A 21,856-nucleotide genomic window follows, 5' to 3' on the forward strand; every position below is an offset into this window, starting at 1 on the left:
GTCTTCTTCCATGTCCAAGTCATCTTGGCTTCAATGCGCCGCCAGCGCGGCGCTGTGCGCGAGCCTGGCCTTGGGCGCGCCCACCCCCGCTCGGTCCGCGCCCGCCGCCCCAGCCAAACCCGAAACCTCCGCCGCGCGCGTCAAGGCCGACCGGCTGGCCGCCGAGCTGGTCGGCAAGATGACCACCGAAGAGAAGCTGGACCAGCTGCTCAACACCGCCCCGGCCATTCCCCGTCTGGGGATCCCGGCCTACAACTGGTGGACGGAGTCGCTGCACGGCGCGCTGGGAACCCTGCCGACCACCAACTTCCCCGAGCCGATCGGCCTGGCCGCAAGCTTCGACACGGGCCTCGTCCGGGACGTCGCCACCGCGATCAGCACGGAGGTCCGCGACCTGCACATCCTGTCGCGGCAGACCGGGCGGATGGGACGCATCGGCACGGGCCTCGACACCTGGTCGCCGAACATCAACATCTTCCGCGATCCGCGCTGGGGCCGCGGCCAGGAGACCTATGGCGAGGATCCGTTCCTGACCGCGCGCATTGGCGTGGCCTTCGTGCAAGGCGTCCAGGGTCCCGATCCCGATCGGCCCCGCGTCATCGCCACGCCCAAGCACTTCGCGGTCCATAGCGGGCCGGAGTCGACCCGGCACGGCGCCAATGTCTTCGTCTCGCGCCACGATCTGGAAGACACCTACCTGCCCGCCTTCCGCGCCGCGATCACCGAAGGTCAGGCCGGATCGGTGATGTGCGCCTACAACCGCATCGACGGCCAGCCGGCCTGCGCCAGCGACCTGCTGCTGAAGGACCACCTGCGCGGGGCCTGGAAGTTCAACGGCTACGTCGTTTCCGACTGCGACGCGGTCAAGGACATCGCCGACAACCACAAATATTCGCCCGATGCGGCCACCGCCGTCGCCGCGGCGATGCGGGCCGGCGTCGACAACGAGTGCAACGGCGCGACCCTGACCGACACCGCGGGCCTGGCCAAGCCGTATGCCGAGGCGCTGCGACGCGGCCTGATCACCCAGGCCGATGTCGACCAGGCGCTGACGCGGCTGTATTCGGCGCGGCTGCGGGTCGGCGACCTGCCCGGGGTGCGGACGGTCGAAACCCGACCGGCGCCGGTCGCTTCGGTCATGACGCCCCAGCACGACGCCCTGGCGCTGACCGCCAGCGAGAAGAGCCTGGTGCTGCTGAAGAACGATGGCCTGCTGCCGCTGAAGCCCGGCCTTCGCATCGCGGTGATCGGTCCGCTGGCCGACGCCACCCGCGTCCTGCGCGGCAACTATTCCTCGGCCCTCTCGGCGCCGCCGATCTCGGTGCTGGAAGGCCTTCGCCGCGCCATGCCGTCGGCCAAGATCGTCCACGCGCCATTCGGCCCTTCGTTCACCGATGGCGATCGCGTGCCCAGCACGGCCCTGGTCACGCCAGACGGCAAGCCCGGCCTGCTGGCCAGCTACTACAACACCGTCGAGCCGCCGCCCACGCGCTTCGAACCGGGGACCTTCGGCGACGCGGTGGCCAAGATGCGCTACCTCGATAAGCCGGTGGTCACCCGCGTCGAACCGGACATCGCCTCACGGAGCCTGGACCTAGCCGCTGTCTCCGATCACCACCGCGTGGTCTGGACCGGCTTCCTGGTCCCGCCCGAGAGCGGCGCCTATCGCCTGGGCCTGGCGGGGTTCACCGGCGAGCTCAAGTTCGACGGCAAGCCCTTCGCCGACCTGCGCAAGGCGGGGTGGGCCAGCCTGCCGACGCTCAAGACCATCCATCTCGAAAAGGGCCATCGCTATCCGATCGAGATCGTCTCGGAGTCCCACGCCCTGTCCGGCGTCAATTTCGTCTGGAAGCGCGTGACCGACGATCCGACCGCCGAGCTGAAGAGGGCCGCTGCCCAGGCCGACGTGATCGTCGCCGTGGTCGGTCTGACCTCCGACCTGGAGGCCGAGGAGTCGCCGGTCGAGGTCCCCGGGTTCAAGGGCGGCGACAAGACGAGCCTGGACCTGCCGCCGGATCAGCAGAAGCTGCTCGAACAGGCCAAGGCCCTGGGCAAGCCGCTTGTCGTGGTGACCATGAACGGCAGTCCGGTGAACCTGGCCTGGGCCAAGGTCAACGCCTCGGCGATCGTGGAAGCCTGGTATCCGGGTCAGTCCGGCGGCCTGGCCGTCGCCAACGTGCTGTCGGGGAAGACCAATCCCTCGGGCCGCCTGCCGCTGACCTTCTACCGCTCGATCGACGACCTGCCGCCCTTCGGCGACTACGCCATGGCCGGCCGCACCTATCGCTACTTCACGGGCGAGCCGGTCTATCCGTTCGGCTTTGGCCTCAGCTACACGCGCTACGACTACGCGCCGGTCACGGTCGAGCCGCTGCCGGGCGGCGCGGACCAGGGCGTTCGCGTCACGACCACCGTGCGCAATGTCGGCGCGCGACCGGGCGAGGAGGTCGCGCAGCTGTATCTGAACTTCCCCGACACGCCTGGCGCACCGCGCGTGGCCCTGCGGGGCTTCCAGCGCGTGGCGCTCAAGCCGGGCGAGGCCCGCGAGGTGACCTTCACCCTGTCGCCCCGCGACCTCAGCTCGGTGTCCCCCGACGGCGATCGTCGCGTAGCGGCCGGCGCCTATCGCGTCAGCGTCGGCTCGGGCCAACCGGGCACGGGCGTGCCGAGCCAGTCGGCCCCATTCTCGGTCGACGCCGCCGTGGCGCTGGCCAAGTAGTCGGGCGCTACACCCACAAAAGTCCATCGGCGGGCCTGACCTGGCCCGCCGACATCCGCCGATCAGGGGAACAGCGTGAAGACCATCGCGACCATGGCCGGGGCCTTGGCCCTCCTTCTCCCGCCGCTGGCCAGCGCCGCGCCCAGGCTCGAGGGCGCGATCGGCGACCACGCCGTGCTGCAGCGGGACAAGCCCATCATCGTCACGGGCCGCTCCGCGCCCGGCGAGAAGGTCATGGTCAATCTGGCGGGGCGCTCGGCCACGGGCCAGGCCGATCGCGATGGCCGCTTTCGCATCGCCTTGCCGCCGCTCGCCGCCGGCGGTCCCTACCAGATGCTGGTCGACGCGCCGAGCGGCCAGACCTTTGTCAACGACCTCCTGATCGGCGACGTCTTCCTCTGCTCGGGCCAGAGCAACATGGAACTGTCGGCCGAGCAGTCGCAGAACAGTTTCCAGATCGCGGACGCCGCCGATCCCCAGATACGACTGATGACGGTCGGCAAGCAGTTGGCGGAGACACCGAAAGACCGCTTCGACGTCCCGCCGGCCTGGGCGGCGGCCACGCCGGGAACGATCGCCAAGTTCTCGGCCGTCTGCTTCTACGCGGGACAGGACCTACGACGGACCAACAAGGCGGCGATAGGCTTGATCCATTCCAGCTGGGGCGGCTCGCGGATTTCCGCCTGGATGGCGCCCGACGGCCTGCGCGCCGGGGGCCTGGCGCTGGAGGCCCAGGCGCTGGAACTCCATGCCCGTGACGCCCAAGCGGCGGAGGCCATGGTCGCGCGCCAATGGGAAGCCTGGTGGCGCGACCAGTCCGGCCTCGCCGGCGCCAAGCAGCCTTGGCGCGCCGAACATCCCGATTGGTCGCCCGTCCCGGCGATCAGCTTTTTCGGGCGCTGGGGCGCGCCGGAGATGGCCAAGTATCTGGGCATGGTCTGGTTCGAGAAGTCCGTCGACCTGACCCCCGCCCAGGCCGCGCAGGGCGCGGTTCTGTCGCTGGGCCTGATCGACGACGCCGACCGCACCTGGGTCAATGGCCAGGCGGTCGGCGGGTCCAGCATCGGCGCCCCGCGACGCTACCGACTGGCCCCGGGAACGCTGGTCGCCGGGCGCAACCGGATCACCATCAACGACGACAATGTCTACGCCGACGGCGGCTTGGCGGGCCCCGCCGAACTCATGCGCCTTCAGCTGGACGACGGGACCTCGGTCCCGCTCGACGCCGGCTGGCGCTACGCCCTTGCGGGCCGGCCGAAGACCAACGCCCCCCGCGCGCCGTGGGACGACATCAACGGCGCGGGCGTCCTCTACAACGCGATGATTTCGCCCCTCGGCCCCGTCGGTCTGGCCGGAGCGCTCTGGTACCAGGGCGAGTCCGACACCGGCCTGCCCGGCTACGAGCGCCGGCTCGCGGCGATGATGGCCGACTGGCGCCGGCAGTTCGAAGCCCCAGCGCTGCCTTTCGCGATCATCCAGCTATCGGCCTACGGCGCCGGCGCGAGCAAGCCCGTCGAGAGCGGCTGGGCCGGCTTGCGCGACGCCCAGAGACGCGCCGCCGAAGCCGACGGCCACGCGGCCGTGGTCGTCACCCTCGACCTCGGCGATCCCTACGACATCCATCCTGGCGAGAAGCAGGAGGTCGGGCGCCGAGCGGCCGATGCACTGAGGGTTCTCGCCTATGGCGAAGCCGTCGCCACCGGCCCCCGGGTCACGACCGTCGAACGCGCGCCCGACGGCGGCGCCATCCTGACCTTCTCGGGCGCCGCCGGAGGCCTCGTGGCGCGGAGCGCCGACACGGCCATCGGCTTCGAACTTTGCGGCGCGGACGGCGGCTGCCGGTACGCGCCGGGCCATGTCACTGGCGACAAGGTCACGCTGAAGAGCGACGGCGGCGCTGTCGGGCGCGTGCGCTACGGCTGGGCGGACAGCCCGGTGGTGAACCTCTTCGACCAGGCCGGCCGCGCCGTCGGCTCGTTCGAGGTCCGGGTCCCTTAGCGATCCGGAAGCATGGGGCGAGGACGTGATGCATAGCCGTCGGGATCATCCGCTCAGGGTGGCGCTGAGTGAACTGATGCACCTGCGCGCCCTGCCGCTGGAACAAGCGCCGGTCCGGCTGCGCCAGTGGGTCTTCCTGGTCAGCCCCGACGAACGGGCGTCCGAGGCGGCCTTCGTGGCCCTGTTCGCGCCGGGCCAGGATCCCGCCGGCGGCAGGGTCCTCGTCGCCGGCGGGACCGGCGGCTGGCTGTGGGAGCGGCACCAGGAATTCTCGACCTGGACCCTGTTCACCTACGGACCGCTGGGTCCGGAGCTCGGCTTCGAGACCGTTGTGGGCGAGGACTGCTTCTGGCTGGACGGCGCGCCGGGCCAGGTGTTCAGGGGCGTCGAAATCTCGGTCTCCGCGCCGGGCGCCGAGCCGCCGGCCGAGGCGATCCTGAACCGGCATATCGACCTGGCCCGTTGCGTGTCGTGCGAGGTCTTCGACGGCGCCGCGCGGATCTGGACGGATTTTCGCCTGCGCGAAGGCGGCACGGGGCGTATCCATGTCCACAACATCGCTCTCGCCAACGACGAAGTCTCGCGGCTGGTTCAGACGCTGTTGGAGATCGGCAACTATCGGAAGCTGGCGCTGATCGGGTTTCCGCCCGCCCGCGAGCTTCTCGCCTGGCTGGATGGGGCCGAAGCCAGGCTCTCGGCGATCGCCAGCGGCCTGGCGAGCGGCGAGGACAGCCAGGCGGTGCTGGACAGCCTTCTGAAACTCTCCGCCGAGGTGGAGCTGCGCGCCGCCCACAGCCGTTTCCGGCGCGGCGCGACGGAATCCTATCACCGCCTGCCCCTGGACCGGCTGGAGGCGCTGCGGGAGCGCCATCTTCCCGGCTATTCGACCATGAGCGAGTTCATCGCGCGGCGCCTGCAGCCGGCCATGCGCACCCGCGAGGCGGCCGACCGACGGCTGGACGACCTTTCCCTGCGCGTCGCGCGCTGCGGCGATCTTCTGCAGGCCCGGCTCGGCATCGTCCTGGACCGCCAGAACCAGGAAACCCTGCGCGGCATGAGCGCCAGCCTGGAGCTTCAAGCCAAGCTGCAGGGCCTCGTGGAAGGGCTGTCGATCTTCGCGGTCGGCTACTACGTGCTCGGCTTGCTCGGCTATTTCCTGAAGCCTTGGCTGCACGACTGGCCAGGCGCCAGTGAACAGGTCCTCTCCGGCCTGGTTCCTCTGGTCCTGCTCGCCGTCGCCGCCAACCTGCATCGGCGCAAGAAGCGCCTGATCGATCGCGGCGACGACTGAGCCGCGATCGCCGTCAGCGCTCCAGCAGAGCCGCCTCGCCCCAGGTCACGGGCAGGCGCTGGTTGTCCCCGCGAGGGCTGCGCGCCACGAGCTCGATCAGCTTGACGCCGGCGACCGGCGCCGAGATCGGCTGGGCGGCCATGCCCCACTTGAGCGGCTTGCTGGTCGCCAGCAGCTTGCCGTCACCATAGACGGCGAAGGTTACGACGCCAGCCTTGTCCGTCGCGCTGTCGTCGACCCCGACCACCGCGGTGAAGCGCTGGGCCCCATTGTTGCGCACCTCGAGCCGCGAGTTGGCGAGGATGCCGATGCCGGCAGCGAAGGGTTTTCCCGCCACGTGAAGCACCTGGCCGTAGGGCGCGCTGTCGGCGCGCGCGCCGCCCCAGCCGGCATAGGACGGCCTGTCGCCAGCGCCGCCGGTTCCACCCCAGCCCGCCGCGGTCCGGAAGATGGAAGGATCGGGGGTCGGATAGACGATACCGTCCACCGCCGGGTTCACGCTGCCGGGCTGCTCTGACAGATAATAGCCTCCTTGCAGGGCGCGTGTCCCGTGCGCGCGGAAGATCAGGGTCTCGCGCGGCTTGACGTGCAGCTTGGTTCGCTTGGTGAAGGTCGTCCGCTGCTTGCTCCACAGGTCGGTCAGCGCGATGGGCGCATCCTCGCTGAACTTCAGGTGCGTCGCGCTCAGGTCAACGTCGTAGTCGACCGATCCCCGGTTGAAGATCGCCACGGCCTTGTCGCCTGACGCCAGGGTCTTCACCAGGATCTGCAGGTCGCTGGAGTCATGGGCCAGCGTCGCCTGGTTGCCGGCGGGGTCCTGGTCCAGCGCGATGATGTCGGCATTGCCAAAGATGTCGAGCAAGGCCTTGGGCGTCTTGCGCAGGTCGGTCCCGATCAGCAGCGGCGCGTTGAGCATCGCCCACAGCGCGAAGTGCGAACGGGCCTCGGTCAGGTGATCGGCGTCGAAGTCCCCGGCGCCGATGTGCAGCATGTCCGGGTCGTTCCAAGACCCCGGATGGGCGTAGAGCGAGCGCGTGACGGTCGTGTCGTAGTTGACCAGCAGCCGCCCCCAGGCCGGCGAGATGTCGTCGCTGGTGCGCGAGATGCCGCCATGGTCCTTGCCCCAGGCGCGCACATTGGCAGCCCCCCAGACGCAGAGCGACAGCAGATAGTCGCCGTCCGGATTCTCCCGGGCCAGCGCGACATTGATCTGGCGGAACATCGCCTGGATCGCCGGGATGTCGGTTCGCGTCACCGCCCCCGAGTCCAGGAAAGGCCCCAGCGCCCGGAATTTGCCCGAACGCACGCGGTCGCTTTGCGGGCCGTAGTCGCGCAGGCCGCAGCCATCGACCTTGATGAAGTCGAAACCCCAGTCCTTGAAATAGAGCGCGATGTCCTGGTCGATCCGGCCGTAGATGCCGACTTCGCGCTCAAGGACCGTGCCCTTGGGCAGGTCGTCGTCGGTCGGCGAATAGGCTTCGGAGCAGGTGTTGCGGCCCAGGTCGGAATAGATGCCGGCCTTCAACCCCATGGCGTGGAGCTTTTCGGTGAACGGCTTGAAGCTAGGGGCCTCGCCACCGGTGCGCGACGACGGGAACTTGTCGTCGCGGATGATCATCCGGCCATCGGGCATCCGGCGCTTCAGCGCCCAGCCGTCGTCGATATTGATGTAGCGATAGCCTTTGGCCGCCAGGCCGCTGTCGACGATCTGTTTCGCCGAGCCGAGGATTTTTTCCTCGTCGATGTCGGTGGCGAAGGCGTTCCAGGTGCTCCAGCCCATGGGCGGCGTGGTCGCGCGCCCAGCGGTATAGGCCGACCAACGCCCGGTCGGCGCCAGCGGGTCTGCCCGTGCGGTCGCAACGGACGGTCCGAGCATCGCCGCGATCAGCCCTGCGGTCAGTAGCGTTTTCATCGTCTTCCGCCCTACCCAAAGTCGTGCGTCGGTTCTCGCGCACGTTGATGGTAGCGGTACCTAACCCAGCGCCCGATATCAATGGTTCGATGGTCTCAAGCGTAGAGGCCCGGCCGATCTCTCGGAGCCGGACGCTTCCCGTCGATCCGGACCGATAAATCTCCTCCGATCCAGGCCTTGTCAGGCCGAGCGCCCCGGGGTCACAAAAGGTCGTCGGCGCGGGCTGCGTCGCGTTGGGCTCACAGGGTTTCGAGGATCGACATGACCGCACTTCAAGAGCTGGGCCGGCGCGGCTTCCTGGCCAGCGCGGCAGCGAGCGCGGCCGCGCTGGGCGCGCCGGCGTGGGCGCGGCAGACGCCCTCGAAGAAGATGACCGACGGCGTCGCCCTGATCGGTCCGGCCGAGCGCCAGGCGCGGCTGGAGCGCGCCCAGGCCCTGATGGTCAAGCTGGGCCTGTCGGCCATCGTCACCGAGCCGGGCTCGTCGATGGACTACTTCACCGGCGCGCAGTGGAGCCGCAGCGAGCGGCCGTGCCTTGCGATCATCCCGCGCGAGGGCCAGGTCGGCATGGTCGTGCCGAAGTTCGAGGAGCCCTCGATCCGCCAGAGCCTTGGCGTGCCCGCCGAGGTTCGCACCTGGGAGGAAGACGAAAGCCCCTATGCGGTCGCCGCCGGACTGCTGGCCGGCCGCAAGCTGGCGTCCGGCAAGATCGGCGTTGAGGAGACGATCCGCGCGTTCATCGTCGACGGTCTGAGCACCGCCCTGCCCTCGGCCCAGGTCGTCTCGGGCGCGGCTGTGTTCCGCGGCTGCCGGATGATCAAGTCGCCGGCCGAACTGGCCCTGATGCAGGTCGCCGCGGACGTCACCGTCGCGGCCCTGCGCCACACCCACGCCAACGTCAAAGCCGGCATGGGGCCCAAGGACATCGGCGCCCTGATGGCCGAGTTCACCGTGAAACAAGGCGCGCGGGTCAGCTTCAACCTGATCCTGATCGGCGAGGCCAGCGCCTATCCACACGGCTCGCGCCAGGCCCAGGTGCTGGGCGAGGGTCAGGTCGTGCTGATGGACTGCGGCTGCAATGTCGGCGGCTATGAGTCGGACATCTCGCGCACCTTCGTGTTTGGCGAGCCCACCGCCCGTCAGCGCAAGGTCTGGAACGACGTGGCGCGCGGCCAGCAGGTGGCCTTCGAGGCCGCCCAAATCGGCGTCGAGGCCGGCTCGGTCGATCGCGCCGTCCGCGCCTACTATGACAGCCTGGGCTGGGGTCCGCGCTACAAGCTGCCCGGCCTGTCGCACCGCACCGGCCACGGCATCGGCATGGACGGCCACGAGCCGGTGAACTTCGTGATGTCGGAGACCACCAGGCTGGCGGCGGGCATGTGCTTCTCGGACGAGCCGGGCATCTACATCCCCGGCGAGTTCGGCGTGCGGCTGGAAGACTGCATCCACATGACCCCGCAAGGTCCACAATGGTTCAGCAAGCCGCCGACCACGCTCGACAAGCCGATGGGCTGATCGAAGTCCCGAGCCCCCAAACCGTGGCGACTTTCCGACGTTGAAGCGGAGCCATATCGAGACTCGATCATTTCAGTCCTGCAAACCGGCGCACATGTTCGACCTCTAGGGGACTCCAGGTCCGTCAGCTCATGACGGCGCGTTCCCCATGGGCGGCCAGTCGCCGCCCGCCCACGCCGCGCCGCGCGCGGCTCCTCGAAGGCTGACGATGACTGACTTTCACGCCCCGCGTACGCCCCCGCGCCGCCGGACGCTGATCCTCGGCGGACTGATCGCGATCCTGGCCTTGGCCGGCGTGGCCTGGCTGGCCTGGACTCTGCTGCACGGCGACAAGAGCGGCGAAGGCGGTGGTCCTGGCGGCGGCTTCGGCGGTGGCGGCGGTCGGCGCGGACCGGCCAGCACGGTGGCGGTGGCAACGGCCAGCGCGACGGACCTACCGATCGTCATCGAGGCCTTGGGCACGGTGAAGCCGGCCGCGACCGTGACCGTGCGTCCGCAGGTCGGCGGCACGATCACCCAGGTGATGTTCCGTGAAGGTCAAGTGGTCCAGCGCGGCCAGGCCCTGGTCCAGATCGATCCTCGCCCCTACGAGATGGCGCTGCTGCAGGCGCAGGGTAACCAGACCCGCGACGAGGCCCAGCTGACCGCGGCGCGGTTGACCCTTTCCCGCTACCAGACCCTGCTGACCCAGGACTCGATCGCCCGTCAGGAGGTCGACACCCAGGCCGCCACGGTCAAGCAGTTGGAAGGCACGGTGATGGCCGACCGCGCCGCCGTCGGCACGGCGCGCCTGAACCTCGGCTTCGCCCGCATCGTCGCGCCCGTCTCTGGCCGCGTGGGCCTGCGCGTCACGGATGTCGGCAACTATATCGGCGCGGGCGACGCCAACGGGGTGGCGGTGATCACCACCGTCTCGCCGATCGACGTCGAGTTCACCGTCCCGCAGGATGACGTCCCGCGCATCGCCGCTCGTCAGGGTCGCGCCAATGTGCCCGTCATCGCGCTGGACCGCACCCGCACCCAGACCCTGGATCGCGGGACCTTCTCGACGCTCGACAATATCGTGGACACAGGCACCGGCACGGTGAAGGCCAAGGCCCGTTTCCCGAACGCGGGCAACAGCCTGTTCCCCAGCCAGTTCGTCAATGTCCGCATGGAGCTGGACACCATCAAGGGCGCGATCGTCGTGCCGGCCACGGCCGTGCGCCAGGGCGGCGACGGCGCGTTCGTCTGGCTGCTGAACAGCGACCAGACCGTCTCCAAGACCCCGGTGAAGACCGGCCAGGCGACGGGCGTCCAGGTGCAGGTCACCGACGGCTTGAAGGTCGGCGACAAGGTCATCACCGAAGGCGGCGACCGCCTGCGCGACGGCGGCAAGGTCCAGCTGCCGGGCGCGCGTCCGCAAGGTCAGGGCAAGGGCAAGGGCGACGGCAAGGGTCGTCGCCAGCATCAGCAGCGTCCGCAATAGACGGACCCGCACCCGATGAACCCCTCGCGTCCCTTCATCCAGCGGCCGGTCGCCACGGCCCTGTTCATGGCGGCCATCGTCCTGGCCGGCCTGGTCGGCTTCCGGCTGCTGCCGCTGTCGGCCCTGCCGCAGGTCGACTACCCCACCATCCAGGTCCAGACCCTGTATCCCGGGGCCAGCCCCGAGGTGATGAGCCAGACCGTCACCGCCCCGCTGGAACGCCAGCTGGGCGAGATGTCGGGCCTGGCCCGGATGAGCTCGGTCAGCACGGCCGGGGCCTCGGTCATCACCCTGCAGTTCAATCTGGGCGAGACGCTGGATGTCGCCGAGCAGGAGGTGCAGGCCGCCATCAACGCCAGCGGCTCGCTGCTGCCGGCCGACCTGCCCGCCCCGCCCGTCTACGCCAAGGTCAACCCGGCCGACGCGCCGGTCCTGACCCTGGCCATCACGTCGGACACCCTGCCGCTGACCGAGGTGCAGAACCTGGTCAACACCCGGCTAGCCCAGAAGATCAGCCAGGTCTCGGGCGTGGGGCTGGTGTCGCTGTCGGGCGGCCAGCGGCCAGCCATGCGCATCCAGGCCGACACCCAGGCCATGGCCAGCTATGGTCTGACCCTGTCGGACGTGCAGAGCGCGATCAGCGCCGCCAACGCCAACAGCGCCAAGGGCAGCTTCGACGGCCCCACCCGCAGCTACACGATCAACGCCAACGACCAGTTGCTGAGCGTCGATGACTACCGCTCGCTCATAGTGAGCTACAAGGACGGCGCGCCGATCCGCCTGTCGGACATCGGCCAGGTCGTCGAGAGCGCCGAAAACACCCGCCTGGGCGCTTGGGCTGGCAAGACCCCGGCGATCATCGTCAACGTCCAGCGTCAACCCGGCGCCAACGTCATCAAGACGGTCGACGCCATCAAGGCCAAGCTCCCCGAGCTTCAGGCCGGCCTGCCCGCCACCCTGGACGTCCAGGTGCTGGCCGACCGCACCACCGGCATCCGCGCCTCCGTGCACCATGTCGAGATCGAGCTGCTGCTGGCCGTGGGGCTGGTGGTGCTGGTGATCTTCTTCTTCCTGCACAGCCTGCGCGCCACGGTGATCGCCAGCCTGGCCGTGCCGATCTCGCTGATCGGCTCGTGCGGGGTGATGTACCTGATGGGCTTCTCGCTGAACAACCTCAGCCTGATGGCCCTGACGATCGCCACCGGCTTCGTCGTCGACGACGCCATCGTGATGATCGAGAACATCACCCGCCATCTGGAGAAGGGCGAAAAGCCGATGGAAGCCGCGTTGAAAGGCGCGAAAGAGATCGGCTTCACGATCATCTCGCTGACCATCTCGCTGATCGCGGTGCTGATCCCGCTGCTGTTCATGGGCGACGTGGTCGGCCGCCTGTTTCGCGAGTTCGCCATCAGCCTGGCCATCACCATCCTGATCTCGGCCGTGGTCTCCCTGACCCTGACCCCCATGCTGTCGGCCCGCTGGCTGAAGCCGCACGAGGGCGAGGAGGCCAAGGGGATCAGCAAGAAGACCCAGGATCTGTTCGCCAAGGTCGAGGCTCGCTACGAGGTCGCCCTGGCCTGGGTGCTGGAGAGGCAGGTCGCGACGCTCGTCGTCGCCGTCGCCACGCTGGTCCTGACCGGCGTGCTCTACATGATCATCCCCAAGGGCCTGTTCCCCACCCAGGACACCGGCCAGTTGCAAGCCCGCACCGAGATGGCCCAGTCGGTGTCCTACGACCGCATGGCGGCCCTGCAGCAGCAGGCCGCCGAGGCGATCCTCGACGATCCGGCGGTGGAGAACGTCGCCTCGTTCATCGGCGTTGACGGCGCAAACAACGCCATGCTCCACACCGGCCAGATGCAGATCAACCTGAAGGCCGACCGCTCCGGCTCGCAGGAAAAGATCATGCAGCGGCTGCGTGAGCGCGTGGCCAATGTGCCGGGCGTGACGCTGTATCTCCAGCCCACCCAGGACCTGACCATCGACGCCGAGACGGGTCCCACCCAGTACCGCCTGTCGCTGGAAGGCGCTGACACCGCCACGATCAAGGCATGGGCCGGCAAGCTCACCGCTGAACTGGCCAATCTCAAGTCTGTTCGGAACGTCTATAGCGACGCCTCGGCCACCGGCCAGGCCGCCTATGTCGACATCGACCGCGACACCGCCGCCCGTCTCTCCATCACGGCCTCGGATGTCGACGACGCCCTCTACAGCGCCTTCGGCCAGCGGATCGTCTCGACCATCTTCACCGAGACCAACCAGTACCGGGTTATCCTGGAGGCCAAGCCCGGCGTCCTGGTCGATCCGACCACGCTCGGCAATCTGAACCTCAAGACCGGCGGCGGCGCGCCGACGCCGCTGGCCGCCTTCTCGACGATCAAGACCCAGCAGTCGCCGCTGCAGGTCACGCATGTCGCCCAGTTCCCGGCCACCACGATCGGCTTCGACACCGCTCCCGGCGTCTCGCTGGGCCACGCGGTCGACGAGATCCGCAAGGCCATGAAGACGATCGAAATGCCGGCCTCGGTGACCACCACCTTCCTGGGCGCGGCCGGGGCCTATCAGAACTCGCTGTCCAACCAGCTGTGGCTGATCCTGGCGGCCGTGGTCTGCGTCTACATCGTGCTGGGCGTGCTCTATGAGAGCTACGTCCACCCGATGACCATCCTGTCGACCCTGCCCTCGGCCGGCGTCGGCGCGCTGCTGGCCCTGTGGATCACCGGAAACGATCTGGGCGTCATCGGGATCATCGGCATCATCCTGCTGATCGGCATCGTCAAGAAGAACGCGATCATGATGATCGACTTCGCCATCGACGCCGAGCGCGAGGAAGGCAAGAGCCCGCGCGACGCCATCTTCCAGGCGGCCATCCTGCGCTTCCGCCCGATCCTGATGACCACCCTGGCGGCCCTGTTCGCGGCCATCCCGCTGATGCTGGGCTTCGGCGAAGGAGCCGAGCTGCGACGTCCGCTGGGCATCGCTATTTTCGGCGGCCTGCTGCTGAGCCAGCTGTTGACCATGTTCACGACCCCGGTCGTGTACCTCGCCTTCGACCGCCTGGCCCCGACCTCCAAGCGCCAGCGCCGCGATGACGGCCCGCATCCAGAACGGATCGATCCCGAGCCGATCCCGGGGGCGCCCTCGTGAATCTGTCCGGACCCTTCATCCGGCGGCCGGTCGCCACCATCCTGCTGACGATCGGCCTGGCCATGGCCGGGATCGCGGCCTTCTTCGTTCTGCCGGTCTCGCCCTTGCCGCAGGTGGACTTCCCGACCGTCTCGGTGTCGGCCAACCTGTCGGGGGCTAGTCCGCAGACCATGGCCTCCAGCGTCGCCACGCCGCTGGAGCGGCGGCTGGGCACGATCTCGGGCGTCAACGAGATGACCTCGCAAAGTTCGACGGGCTCGACGCGGATCACGCTCCAGTTCGACCTGAACCGCCAGATCGACGGCGCCGCGCGCGAGGTGCAGGCCGCCATCAACGCCGCCCGCGCCGACCTGCCGGCGACGCTGCGCAGCAACCCGACCTATCGCAAGGCCAATCCGTCCGACTCGCCGGTGATTATCCTGGCCCTGACCTCGGACAGCAAAACGCCCGGCCAGATCTATGACGCGGTCTCCAACGTCGTGGCCCAGCGCCTGGCCCAGGTCAGCGGCGTGGGCGATGTCGAGATCGGCGGCGGCTCGCTGCCGGCCGTGCGGATTTCGGCCAATCCGTTCCTGCTGAACCAGTACGGCGTGGCGATGGAGGACGTCCGCGCGGCGATCCAGTCGGCCAACGCCAACCGTCCCAAGGGCGCGCTGGAGGGCAACGGCCAGCGCTACCAGGTCTACACCACCGGCGCGGGCCGCAAGGCCGCCGACTATGCCGGCCTCGTCGTGGCCTGGCGCAACGGCGCGCCGATCCGCCTGTCCGACGTCGCTCGGGTCACCGACAGCGTCGCCGACACCCGCACCCTGGGCCTGTTCAACGGCAAGCCGTCGATCATCGTCCTGATCACCGCCCAGCCCGGCGCCAATATCATCCAGACGGTCGACAGCGTCCGCGCCGTCCTGCCCGAGCTGCGGGCCCAGTTGCCGCCCGACATCACGGTCGACGTGGCCAGCGACCGCACCAACTCGATCCGCGCCTCGCTGCACGAGATCGAGGTCACCCTGCTCATCTCGATCATCCTGGTCATCGTGGTGGTCAGCGTCTTCCTGCGCAGCGCCCGCGCCACCTTCATCCCCGCCGCGGCGACCATCGTCTCGCTGCTGGGCACGTTCGGGGTGATGTACCTGCTGGGCTTTTCCCTCAACAATCTCAGCCTGATGGCCATCACGGTGGCGACCGGCTTCGTGGTCGACGACGCCATCGTCGTGCTGGAGAACACCGCCCGTCACATCGAGAAGGGCATGGACCGCTTCGAGGCCGCCCTGCTGGGCGCGCGCGAGGTCGGCTTCACGGTGCTGTCGATCAGCATCTCGCTGGTCGCCGTGTTCATTCCGCTGCTGTTCATGGGCGGCCAGGTCGGACGGCTGTTCCGCGAGTTCGCCGTCACCCTGTCCGCGGCGGTGCTGATCTCGCTGGTCATCAGCCTGACCACCACGCCGATGATGTGCGCCTACCTGCTGCGCCCCGAGAACAAGGACAAGGAAGGCCGCCTGTCGCGCTTCTTCGAGGCCGCGTTCAACCGCGTCCACAAGACCTACGAGCACAGCCTGGACTGGGCCCTGCACGCCAAGCCTCTGGTCATCGCCCTGCTGGTGACGGTGATCGCCATGACCGCCTGGCTCTACATCGCCGTGCCCAAGGGCTTCTTCCCACAGCAGGACAGCGGCCAGCTGATGGCCGGGATGCGGGCCGACCAGTCCGTCTCCTCCCAGGCCATGCAGCAGAAGCTGCGGCAGGTGGTGAACATCATCCGCAAGGACAAGGCCGTTGACACCGTGGTCGGCTTCACCGGTGGCGGCCGGGCCGGCGGCGGCTTCATGTTCGTCAATCTCAAGCCGGTCGGCGAGCGCAAGGAGAAGGGCTCGGAGGTCATCGCCCGCCTGCGCCCACAGCTGCAGCGCGTGACCGGCATCAGCGTTTTCCTGAACCCGGTGCAGGACCTACGCATGGGCGGCCGGCAGAGCAACTCGACCTATCAGTACACCCTGACCAGCGACAGCAGCGCCGCCCTCAAGGAATGGGCCGCCAAGCTGGCCGAGGCCATGAAGGCGCATGGCGACGTGCTGACCGACGTCGACTCCGACCAGCAGGAGAACGGCGTCGAGACCCTGGTGACCATCGACCGCGACAGCGCCGCCCGAATGGGCGTCACGCCCCGCGCCGTGGACAACGCGCTCTACAACGCCTTCGGCCAGCGCCAGGTCGCGACCATCTACGAGGACGTCAACCAGTACGCCGTGATCCTGGAGTGGCAACAGAAGTTCGCTCAAGGTCCCGAGGCGCTGAACGACGTGCACGTGCCGACCCGGCCGTCCGGGACGGCGAAGGCGAGCGGCCCAAGCGTCAATCCGGCCCTGCGCGACCAGTCGACCGGCGCGGCCCTGAACACCGCCGCCACGGCCATGACGCCGCTGTCGGCCATCGCCAGCGTCTCCCAGAACGCCACCCCGACCTCGGTCAATCACCAGAACGGCGAGCTGGCCACCACGGTCTCGTTCAACCTGGCGGACGGCAAGTCTCTGAGCGACGCCCAGGTCGCCGTGGCTCAGGCCGAGGCCGAGATCGGCATGCCGACCACCGTGCGCGGCAGCTTCCAGGGCCAGGCTCGCCAGGCCAACGACCAGATGAAGCAGCAGCCGCTGCTGATCCTGGCGGCCATCGTGGCGATCTACATCGTGCTGGGCATCCTCTACGAGAGCTACGTCCACCCGATCACGGTGCTGTCCACCCTGCCCGCCGCCGGCGTCGGCGCGGTGGTGGCCCTGCTGATCTTCAAGATGGAGTTCTCGATCATCGCCTTGATCGGGGTCTTCCTGCTGCTGGGCATAGTCAAGAAGAACGCCATCCTGATCATCGACTTCGCCCTGGACGCCCAGCGCAGCCGGGGCCTGTCCGCCCAGGAAGCCGTGCGCGAGGCCAGCCTGCTGCGCTTCCGCCCCATCCTTATGACCACCCTGGCCGCCGCCCTGGGCGCCCTGCCCCTTGCCATCGGCTTTGGCGAAGGCGCCGAGCTGCGTCGTCCGCTGGGCGTGGCCATCATCGGCGGCCTGATCGCCAGCCAGCTGCTGACCCTGATCACCACCCCCGTGGTCTATGTCTATCTCGATCGCCTGCGCGGGAAGACGCGCAAGGACGAGCGGCATCTGACCCACCACCCGACCACGCCGGAACCCGCTCGATGATCCGTCCTTCGCGCCTGATCGGCGCCGCCTCGCTCCTCGCCCTCGGCGCCTGCTCGATGACGCCGGCCTACGAGACGCCGCCGCTGAAAGCCCCCGCTCCGGCCGCCTACAAGGCCCTGGAGGGCTGGAAGACGGCCACGCCGTCCGACCATCTGGATCGCGGCGACTGGTGGACCCTGCTGGGCGACCCGCAACTGAACGCCCTGGCCGAGCGGGTGGAGGTGGACAACCAGACCATCGCCCGGGCCGAGGCGGCCTATCGCCAGGCCCGCGCCCTGGTCCGCGAGCAGCGCGCCAGCCTGTTCCCCTCCATCGACCTTTCCGGCTCGGCCACCAAGTCCGGCGGTGGCGGCACCAAGACCACGACCTCGGCCGGCGGGGCCACCCGCGCGGGCGACACCCAGCGCTATCAGGTCGGTATCGGCGCCAGCTGGGAGCCGGACGTCTGGGGTCGCATCCGCGCCGGGATCAGCGGCGCCAAGTTCAGCGCCGAAGCCAGCGCCGCCGACCTCGCCGCCGCCCAGCTCTCCGCCCAAGGCGAGCTCGCGACCAGCTATCTGGGCCTGCGCCGCGCCGACGCCGAGATCGGCATGGTCAAGGCCACGGTCGAGGGCTACCAGCGGTCGCTTCAGATCACCACCAACCGCTACAACGCCGCCATCGCGCCCAAGTCCGACGTTCTGCAGGCCCAGGTCCAGCTGGCCAACGCCCAGTCGACCCTGGAGGGCCTGGTTCAGGACCGCGCCACCTTCGAGAACGCCATCGCCGTGTTGGTCGGCGAGCCGGCCAGCGGCTTCCGCATCGCGGCCGTCAGCGACTGGAGGCCGGTCGTCCCCGAGATCCCGATCGGCGTGCCCTCGACCCTGCTGGAGCGTCGTCCCGACGTCGCCGCCGCCGAACGTCGCGTCGCCGCCGCCAATACAGACATCGGCGTGGCCCGCGCGGCCTTCTTCCCGACCTTCAGCCTGTCGGCCAACGGCAATTCGACCTCCAGCGTGCTGGGAGACCTGTTCACCACCTCGGCCAACACCTGGTCTCTGGGCCTGACAGCCGCCCAGACCCTGTTCGACGCCGGCGCCCGCAAGGCCCGCGTCGAGCAGTCCCGCGCCGCCTACGACGCCACCGCCGCCGACTATCGCCAGACGGCGCTCCAGGCCTTCGAGGACGTCGAGAACCAGTTGGCCGCGGCCCGCGCCCTGGAGCGGCAATACGCCCTGCAGCTGACAGCCTCCCAAGCCGCCGACCAGACCGAGCAGATGCTGCTGAACCAGTACAAGGCCGGCCAGGTCGCCTATACCGACGTGGTCTCGGCTCAGGCCTCGGCCCTGTCGGCCCGCCGAACGCTGGTGCAGACGGCGGTCTCGCGCCAGACGACGGCGGTGGCGCTGGTCCAAGCCCTGGGGGGCGGCTGGCGCTGAAAACTTGTTGAGGCTGGCCTCTCGCGACTCTAACACTTGTTTGAGCGCGACGATCCGGGAGCCTTCGCATGACCACCGCCTATCTCTGTGACGGCATCCGCACCCCGATCGGTCGCTATGGCGGCGCGCTTGCCAAGGTGCGCGCCGACGATCTGGCGTCGATCCCGCTGAAGGCCCTGGCCGCGCGCAACGCCGGCCTTGATCTGGAAGCCCTCGACGAAGTGGTGCTGGGCTGCGCCAACCAGGCCGGCGAGGACAACCGCAACGTCGCCCGCATGGGCCTGCTGCTGGCCGGCTATCCGGTCGGCGTGCCGGGCGTAACCGTCAACCGCCTCTGCGCTTCGGGTCTGGAGGCGATCGGTTACGCGGCTCGCGCCATCCTGTCGGGCCACAACGACCTTCTGATCGCCGGCGGCGTGGAAAGCATGAGCCGCGCGCCATTCGTGATGGGCAAGGCCGACAGCGCCTTTTCGCGCAACGCCGAGATCTTCGACACCACCATCGGCTGGCGCTTCGTCAATCCGGCCATGCGCAAGGCCTATGGCGTCGACTCCATGCCCGAGACCGCCGAGAACGTCGCCGCCGACTACGGTGTGAACCGCGAGGACCAGGACGCCTTCGCCCTGCGCAGCCAGCAGCGGGCGGCGGCGGCCCAGGCCAGCGGCTTCCTTGCCGGCGAAATCACGCCCGTCGAGATCCCGGGCAAGGCCGGCCCGACCATCGTCGATCGCGACGAGCATCCGCGCGAGACCACGATAGAGGCCCTGGCCAAGCTGAAGCCCGTCGTCCGCGAAGGCGGCACGGTGACGGCTGGCAACGCTTCCGGCGTCAATGACGGCGCCGTGGCCTTGATCGTCGCCTCCGAGGACGCGGTGAAGCGCCATGGCCTGACGCCGCGCGCCCGGATCACCGGTTACGCCACGGCCGGCGTCGCGCCACGCGTGATGGGCGTAGGCCCGGTCCCGGCTGTCCGGAAGCTCCTCGCCAAGACAGGTCTCACGATCGGCGACTTCGACACCGTGGAGCTGAACGAGGCCTTCGCCGCCCAGGGGCTGGCGGTGCTGCGCCAGCTGGGCCTGCCCGACGACGGGGCCCACGTGAACCCCAATGGCGGCGCCATCGCCCTCGGTCACCCGCTCGGCGCGTCCGGCGCGCGGCTGGTGCTGACCGCTCTGCGCCAACTGGAAGCCTCCAGCGGCAAGCGCGGTCTGGCCACGCTGTGCATCGGCGTCGGCCAGGGCGCGGCTCTGTCGTTCGAGCGCGTCTAGTGTCGCTGGCCGATCCGGAACTGATCGAGGCCCTGCGCCAGACCGTGCGGGCCCTGTGCCGCGACTTCCCACCGCCCTACTGGCGCGCCCTGGATCGCGAGAAGGCCTATCCCACCGAGTTCGTGGCGGCCATGACCAAGGCAGGGCTGCTGGGCGTGCTGATCCCCGAGGAATATGGCGGCGGCGGTCTTGGCCTGACGGCCGCTTCGGCGATCCTGGAGGAGGTCCACGCCAGCGGCGGCAATGCCGCCGCGCTGCACGCCCAGATGTACACCATGGGCACGGTGCTGCGGCACGGTTCGACAGCGCAGAAGGAGACCTGGCTGCCAAGGATCGCCGACGGCTCGATCCGCCTTCAGGCTTTCGGGGTCACCGAACCGACCGCCGGCACCGACACCACCTCGATCTCGACCTTCGCCCGGCGCGAGGGCGACACCTATGTCGTCAACGGCCAGAAAGTCTGGACCAGCCGAGCCGAGCACTCCGACTTGATGGTGCTGCTGGCCCGCACCACGCCCAAGGACCAGGTCGCACGCAGGAGCGAGGGCCTGTCGGTGTTCCTGGTCGACATGCGGGAAGCCAAGGGCAAGGGCCTGACGATCAAGCCGATCGCCACCATGCTGAACCACGCCACGACCGAGGTCTTCTTCGACAATCTGGTCATCCCCAAGGGCAGCCTGATCGGCGAAGAGGGCAAGGGCTTCCGCTACATCCTCGACGGCATGAACGCCGAGCGGATCCTGATCGGCGCCGAGTGCCTGGGCGACGCGTCGTGGCTGATCGGCAAGGCGCGTGACTACGCCAACAGCCGCGTGGTCTTTGGCCGGCCGATCGGCCAGAACCAGGGCGTGCAGTTCCCGATCGCCCGCGCCTACGCCCAGGCCCACGCCGCGCGGCTGACGATCCATGACGCGGCCGCCCGCTACGACGCCGGCCAGCCGTGCGGTGAGCAAGCGAACATCGGCAAGATGCTGGCTTCGGAGGCGTCTTGGGCCGCCGCCGACATGTGCCTGCAGACCCACGGCGGCTTCGGTTTCGCCGAGGAGTACGACATCGAGCGCAAGTTCCGCGAGACGCGTCTCTATCAGGTGGCCCCGATCTCGACGAACCTGATCCTGGCCTATGTCGCCGAGCACGTGCTCGGCCTGCCCCGCTCGTACTGATGCAAAGGCGGCGGACGGCGATCCTGGCGGCTTCGGACCTGGCGCGGTTGGCGGCGGTGCTGGACCGGCCGACGCCGGCCGAGGTCCCGCCCGCCTGGCATTGGGGATGCCTGGCCGAGCCGATCCCGCGCGCCGCCCTCGGTCCCGACGGCCATCAAAGGCGCGGTCAGTTCCTGCCGGCGATCGAAGCGCCTCGGCGGATGTTCGCGGCGGCTGACATGATCTTCGCTGGTCCTCTCCTCCCCGGCCTCGAAACCGAACTCGTCGAGACCGTCGCGAGTGTCGAGGAGAAGCCCGGCGCGAGCGGTCCGCTAACCTTCGTCACGGTCGACCGAACCTTCAGCCAGACCGGCGAGCTCCGCGTCACCGAACGCCAGACGATCGTCTACACCGCCGCCCCGCCCGCGCGTCGCACGCCCGATGTCGAGCTTCCGCCCGCCGAGTGGTCCCGCGACACGCCGACCGATCCGGTGCTGCTGTTCGCCTTCTCGGCGGCGACCTCGAACAGCCATCGCATCCACTACGACCTGCCCTATGCGACGCAGGTCGAGAGCTATCCCGGCCTCGTCGTCCACGGTCCCCTGATCGCCCTGCTTCTGCTCGAGGCCATGCCCGCCCGGCCGCTGACCCGCTTTTCGTTCCGCGCCCTCAAGCCCGCCTTCGCCGGCGAGACGATCACGGCCAAGGGCAGCCTCACCGACGACGGCGCGGCGCTGTGGGCGGAGGTCGATGGGGCCGTGGTGATGAAGGCTTCGGCCACCTTCTAGGC

General features: G+C 69.1%; 12 protein-coding genes. 11 read left to right on the top strand and 1 reads right to left on the bottom strand.

From position 1 onward, the window contains the following. Nucleotides 1–10 precede the first annotated feature (10 nt). The 3 genes from ACW175_RS17535 to ACW175_RS17545 all read left to right on the top strand — a co-directional run bounded on the left by ACW175_RS17535 (nt 11) and on the right by ACW175_RS17545 (nt 6,008). Nucleotides 11–2,719 carry a glycoside hydrolase family 3 C-terminal domain-containing protein gene (locus tag ACW175_RS17535; RefSeq protein ID WP_492101283.1) on the top strand — a complete coding sequence of 903 codons (2,709 nt, stop codon included), beginning with the start codon at nt 11–13 and terminating at the stop codon, nt 2,717–2,719. Nucleotides 2,720–2,794: 75 nt separating this feature from the next. Continuing rightward, nucleotides 2,795–4,717, top strand: coding sequence for a sialate O-acetylesterase (locus ACW175_RS17540; protein ID WP_492101284.1), 1,923 nt, complete (start codon nt 2,795–2,797; stop codon nt 4,715–4,717). Nucleotides 4,718–4,745: 28 nt separating this feature from the next. Next, nucleotides 4,746–6,008, top strand: a complete 1,263-nt coding sequence (locus ACW175_RS17545) for a DUF3422 domain-containing protein (protein WP_492101285.1) — start codon at nt 4,746–4,748, stop codon at nt 6,006–6,008. Nucleotides 6,009–6,021: 13 nt separating this feature from the next. Here the strand turns inward: ACW175_RS17545 and ACW175_RS17550 are convergent, their stop codons facing one another. Beyond that, nucleotides 6,022–7,920 (bottom strand): NPCBM/NEW2 domain-containing protein, encoded by a 1,899-nt coding sequence (locus ACW175_RS17550; RefSeq protein ID WP_492101286.1) that lies wholly within the window; start codon nt 7,918–7,920, stop codon nt 6,022–6,024. 261 nt (nt 7,921–8,181) lie between these two features. Between ACW175_RS17550 and ACW175_RS17555 the strand changes: the two genes are divergently transcribed. The 8 genes from ACW175_RS17555 (at nt 8,182) to ACW175_RS17590 (ending at nt 21,854) form a co-directional block, all read left to right on the top strand. Beyond that, the gene (locus ACW175_RS17555; protein ID WP_492101287.1) at nt 8,182–9,435 is read left to right on the top strand and encodes a M24 family metallopeptidase; all 1,254 of its coding nucleotides are present in this window, start codon (nt 8,182–8,184) and stop codon (nt 9,433–9,435) included. 208 nt (nt 9,436–9,643) lie between these two features. Next, on the top strand, nt 9,644–10,903 hold the full coding sequence (locus ACW175_RS17560; protein ID WP_492101288.1) for an efflux RND transporter periplasmic adaptor subunit: 1,260 nt from the start codon (nt 9,644–9,646) through the stop codon (nt 10,901–10,903). A gap of 15 nt (nt 10,904–10,918) precedes the next feature. Then, entirely contained in the window at nt 10,919–14,050 is a 3,132-nt protein-coding gene (locus ACW175_RS17565; protein ID WP_492101289.1) for a multidrug efflux RND transporter permease subunit, read from the top strand. Further along, on the top strand, nt 14,047–17,238 hold the full coding sequence (locus ACW175_RS17570; protein ID WP_492101290.1) for an efflux RND transporter permease subunit: 3,192 nt from the start codon (nt 14,047–14,049) through the stop codon (nt 17,236–17,238). The genes ACW175_RS17565 and ACW175_RS17570 overlap by 4 nt, the downstream gene beginning before the upstream one ends. Further along, entirely contained in the window at nt 17,235–18,656 is a 1,422-nt protein-coding gene (locus ACW175_RS17575; protein WP_492101291.1) for an efflux transporter outer membrane subunit, read from the top strand. Before ACW175_RS17570 ends, ACW175_RS17575 begins: the two co-directional genes overlap by 4 nt. 68 nt (nt 18,657–18,724) lie before the next feature. After that, nucleotides 18,725–19,924: a 3-oxoadipyl-CoA thiolase gene (gene pcaF, locus ACW175_RS17580; RefSeq protein ID WP_492101292.1), complete on the top strand. Its 1,200-nt coding sequence runs from the start codon at nt 18,725–18,727 to the stop codon at nt 19,922–19,924. Next, nucleotides 19,924–21,087: an acyl-CoA dehydrogenase family protein gene (locus tag ACW175_RS17585; protein WP_492101293.1), complete on the top strand. Its 1,164-nt coding sequence runs from the start codon at nt 19,924–19,926 to the stop codon at nt 21,085–21,087. The genes pcaF and ACW175_RS17585 overlap by 1 nt, the downstream gene beginning before the upstream one ends. Then, nucleotides 21,087–21,854, top strand: coding sequence for an HTD2 family dehydratase (locus ACW175_RS17590; protein WP_492101294.1), 768 nt, complete (start codon nt 21,087–21,089; stop codon nt 21,852–21,854). The genes ACW175_RS17585 and ACW175_RS17590 overlap by 1 nt, the downstream gene beginning before the upstream one ends. Nucleotides 21,855–21,856 lie beyond the last annotated feature (2 nt).

The organism is Caulobacter sp. FV1ye6ST (assembly GCF_058681225.1).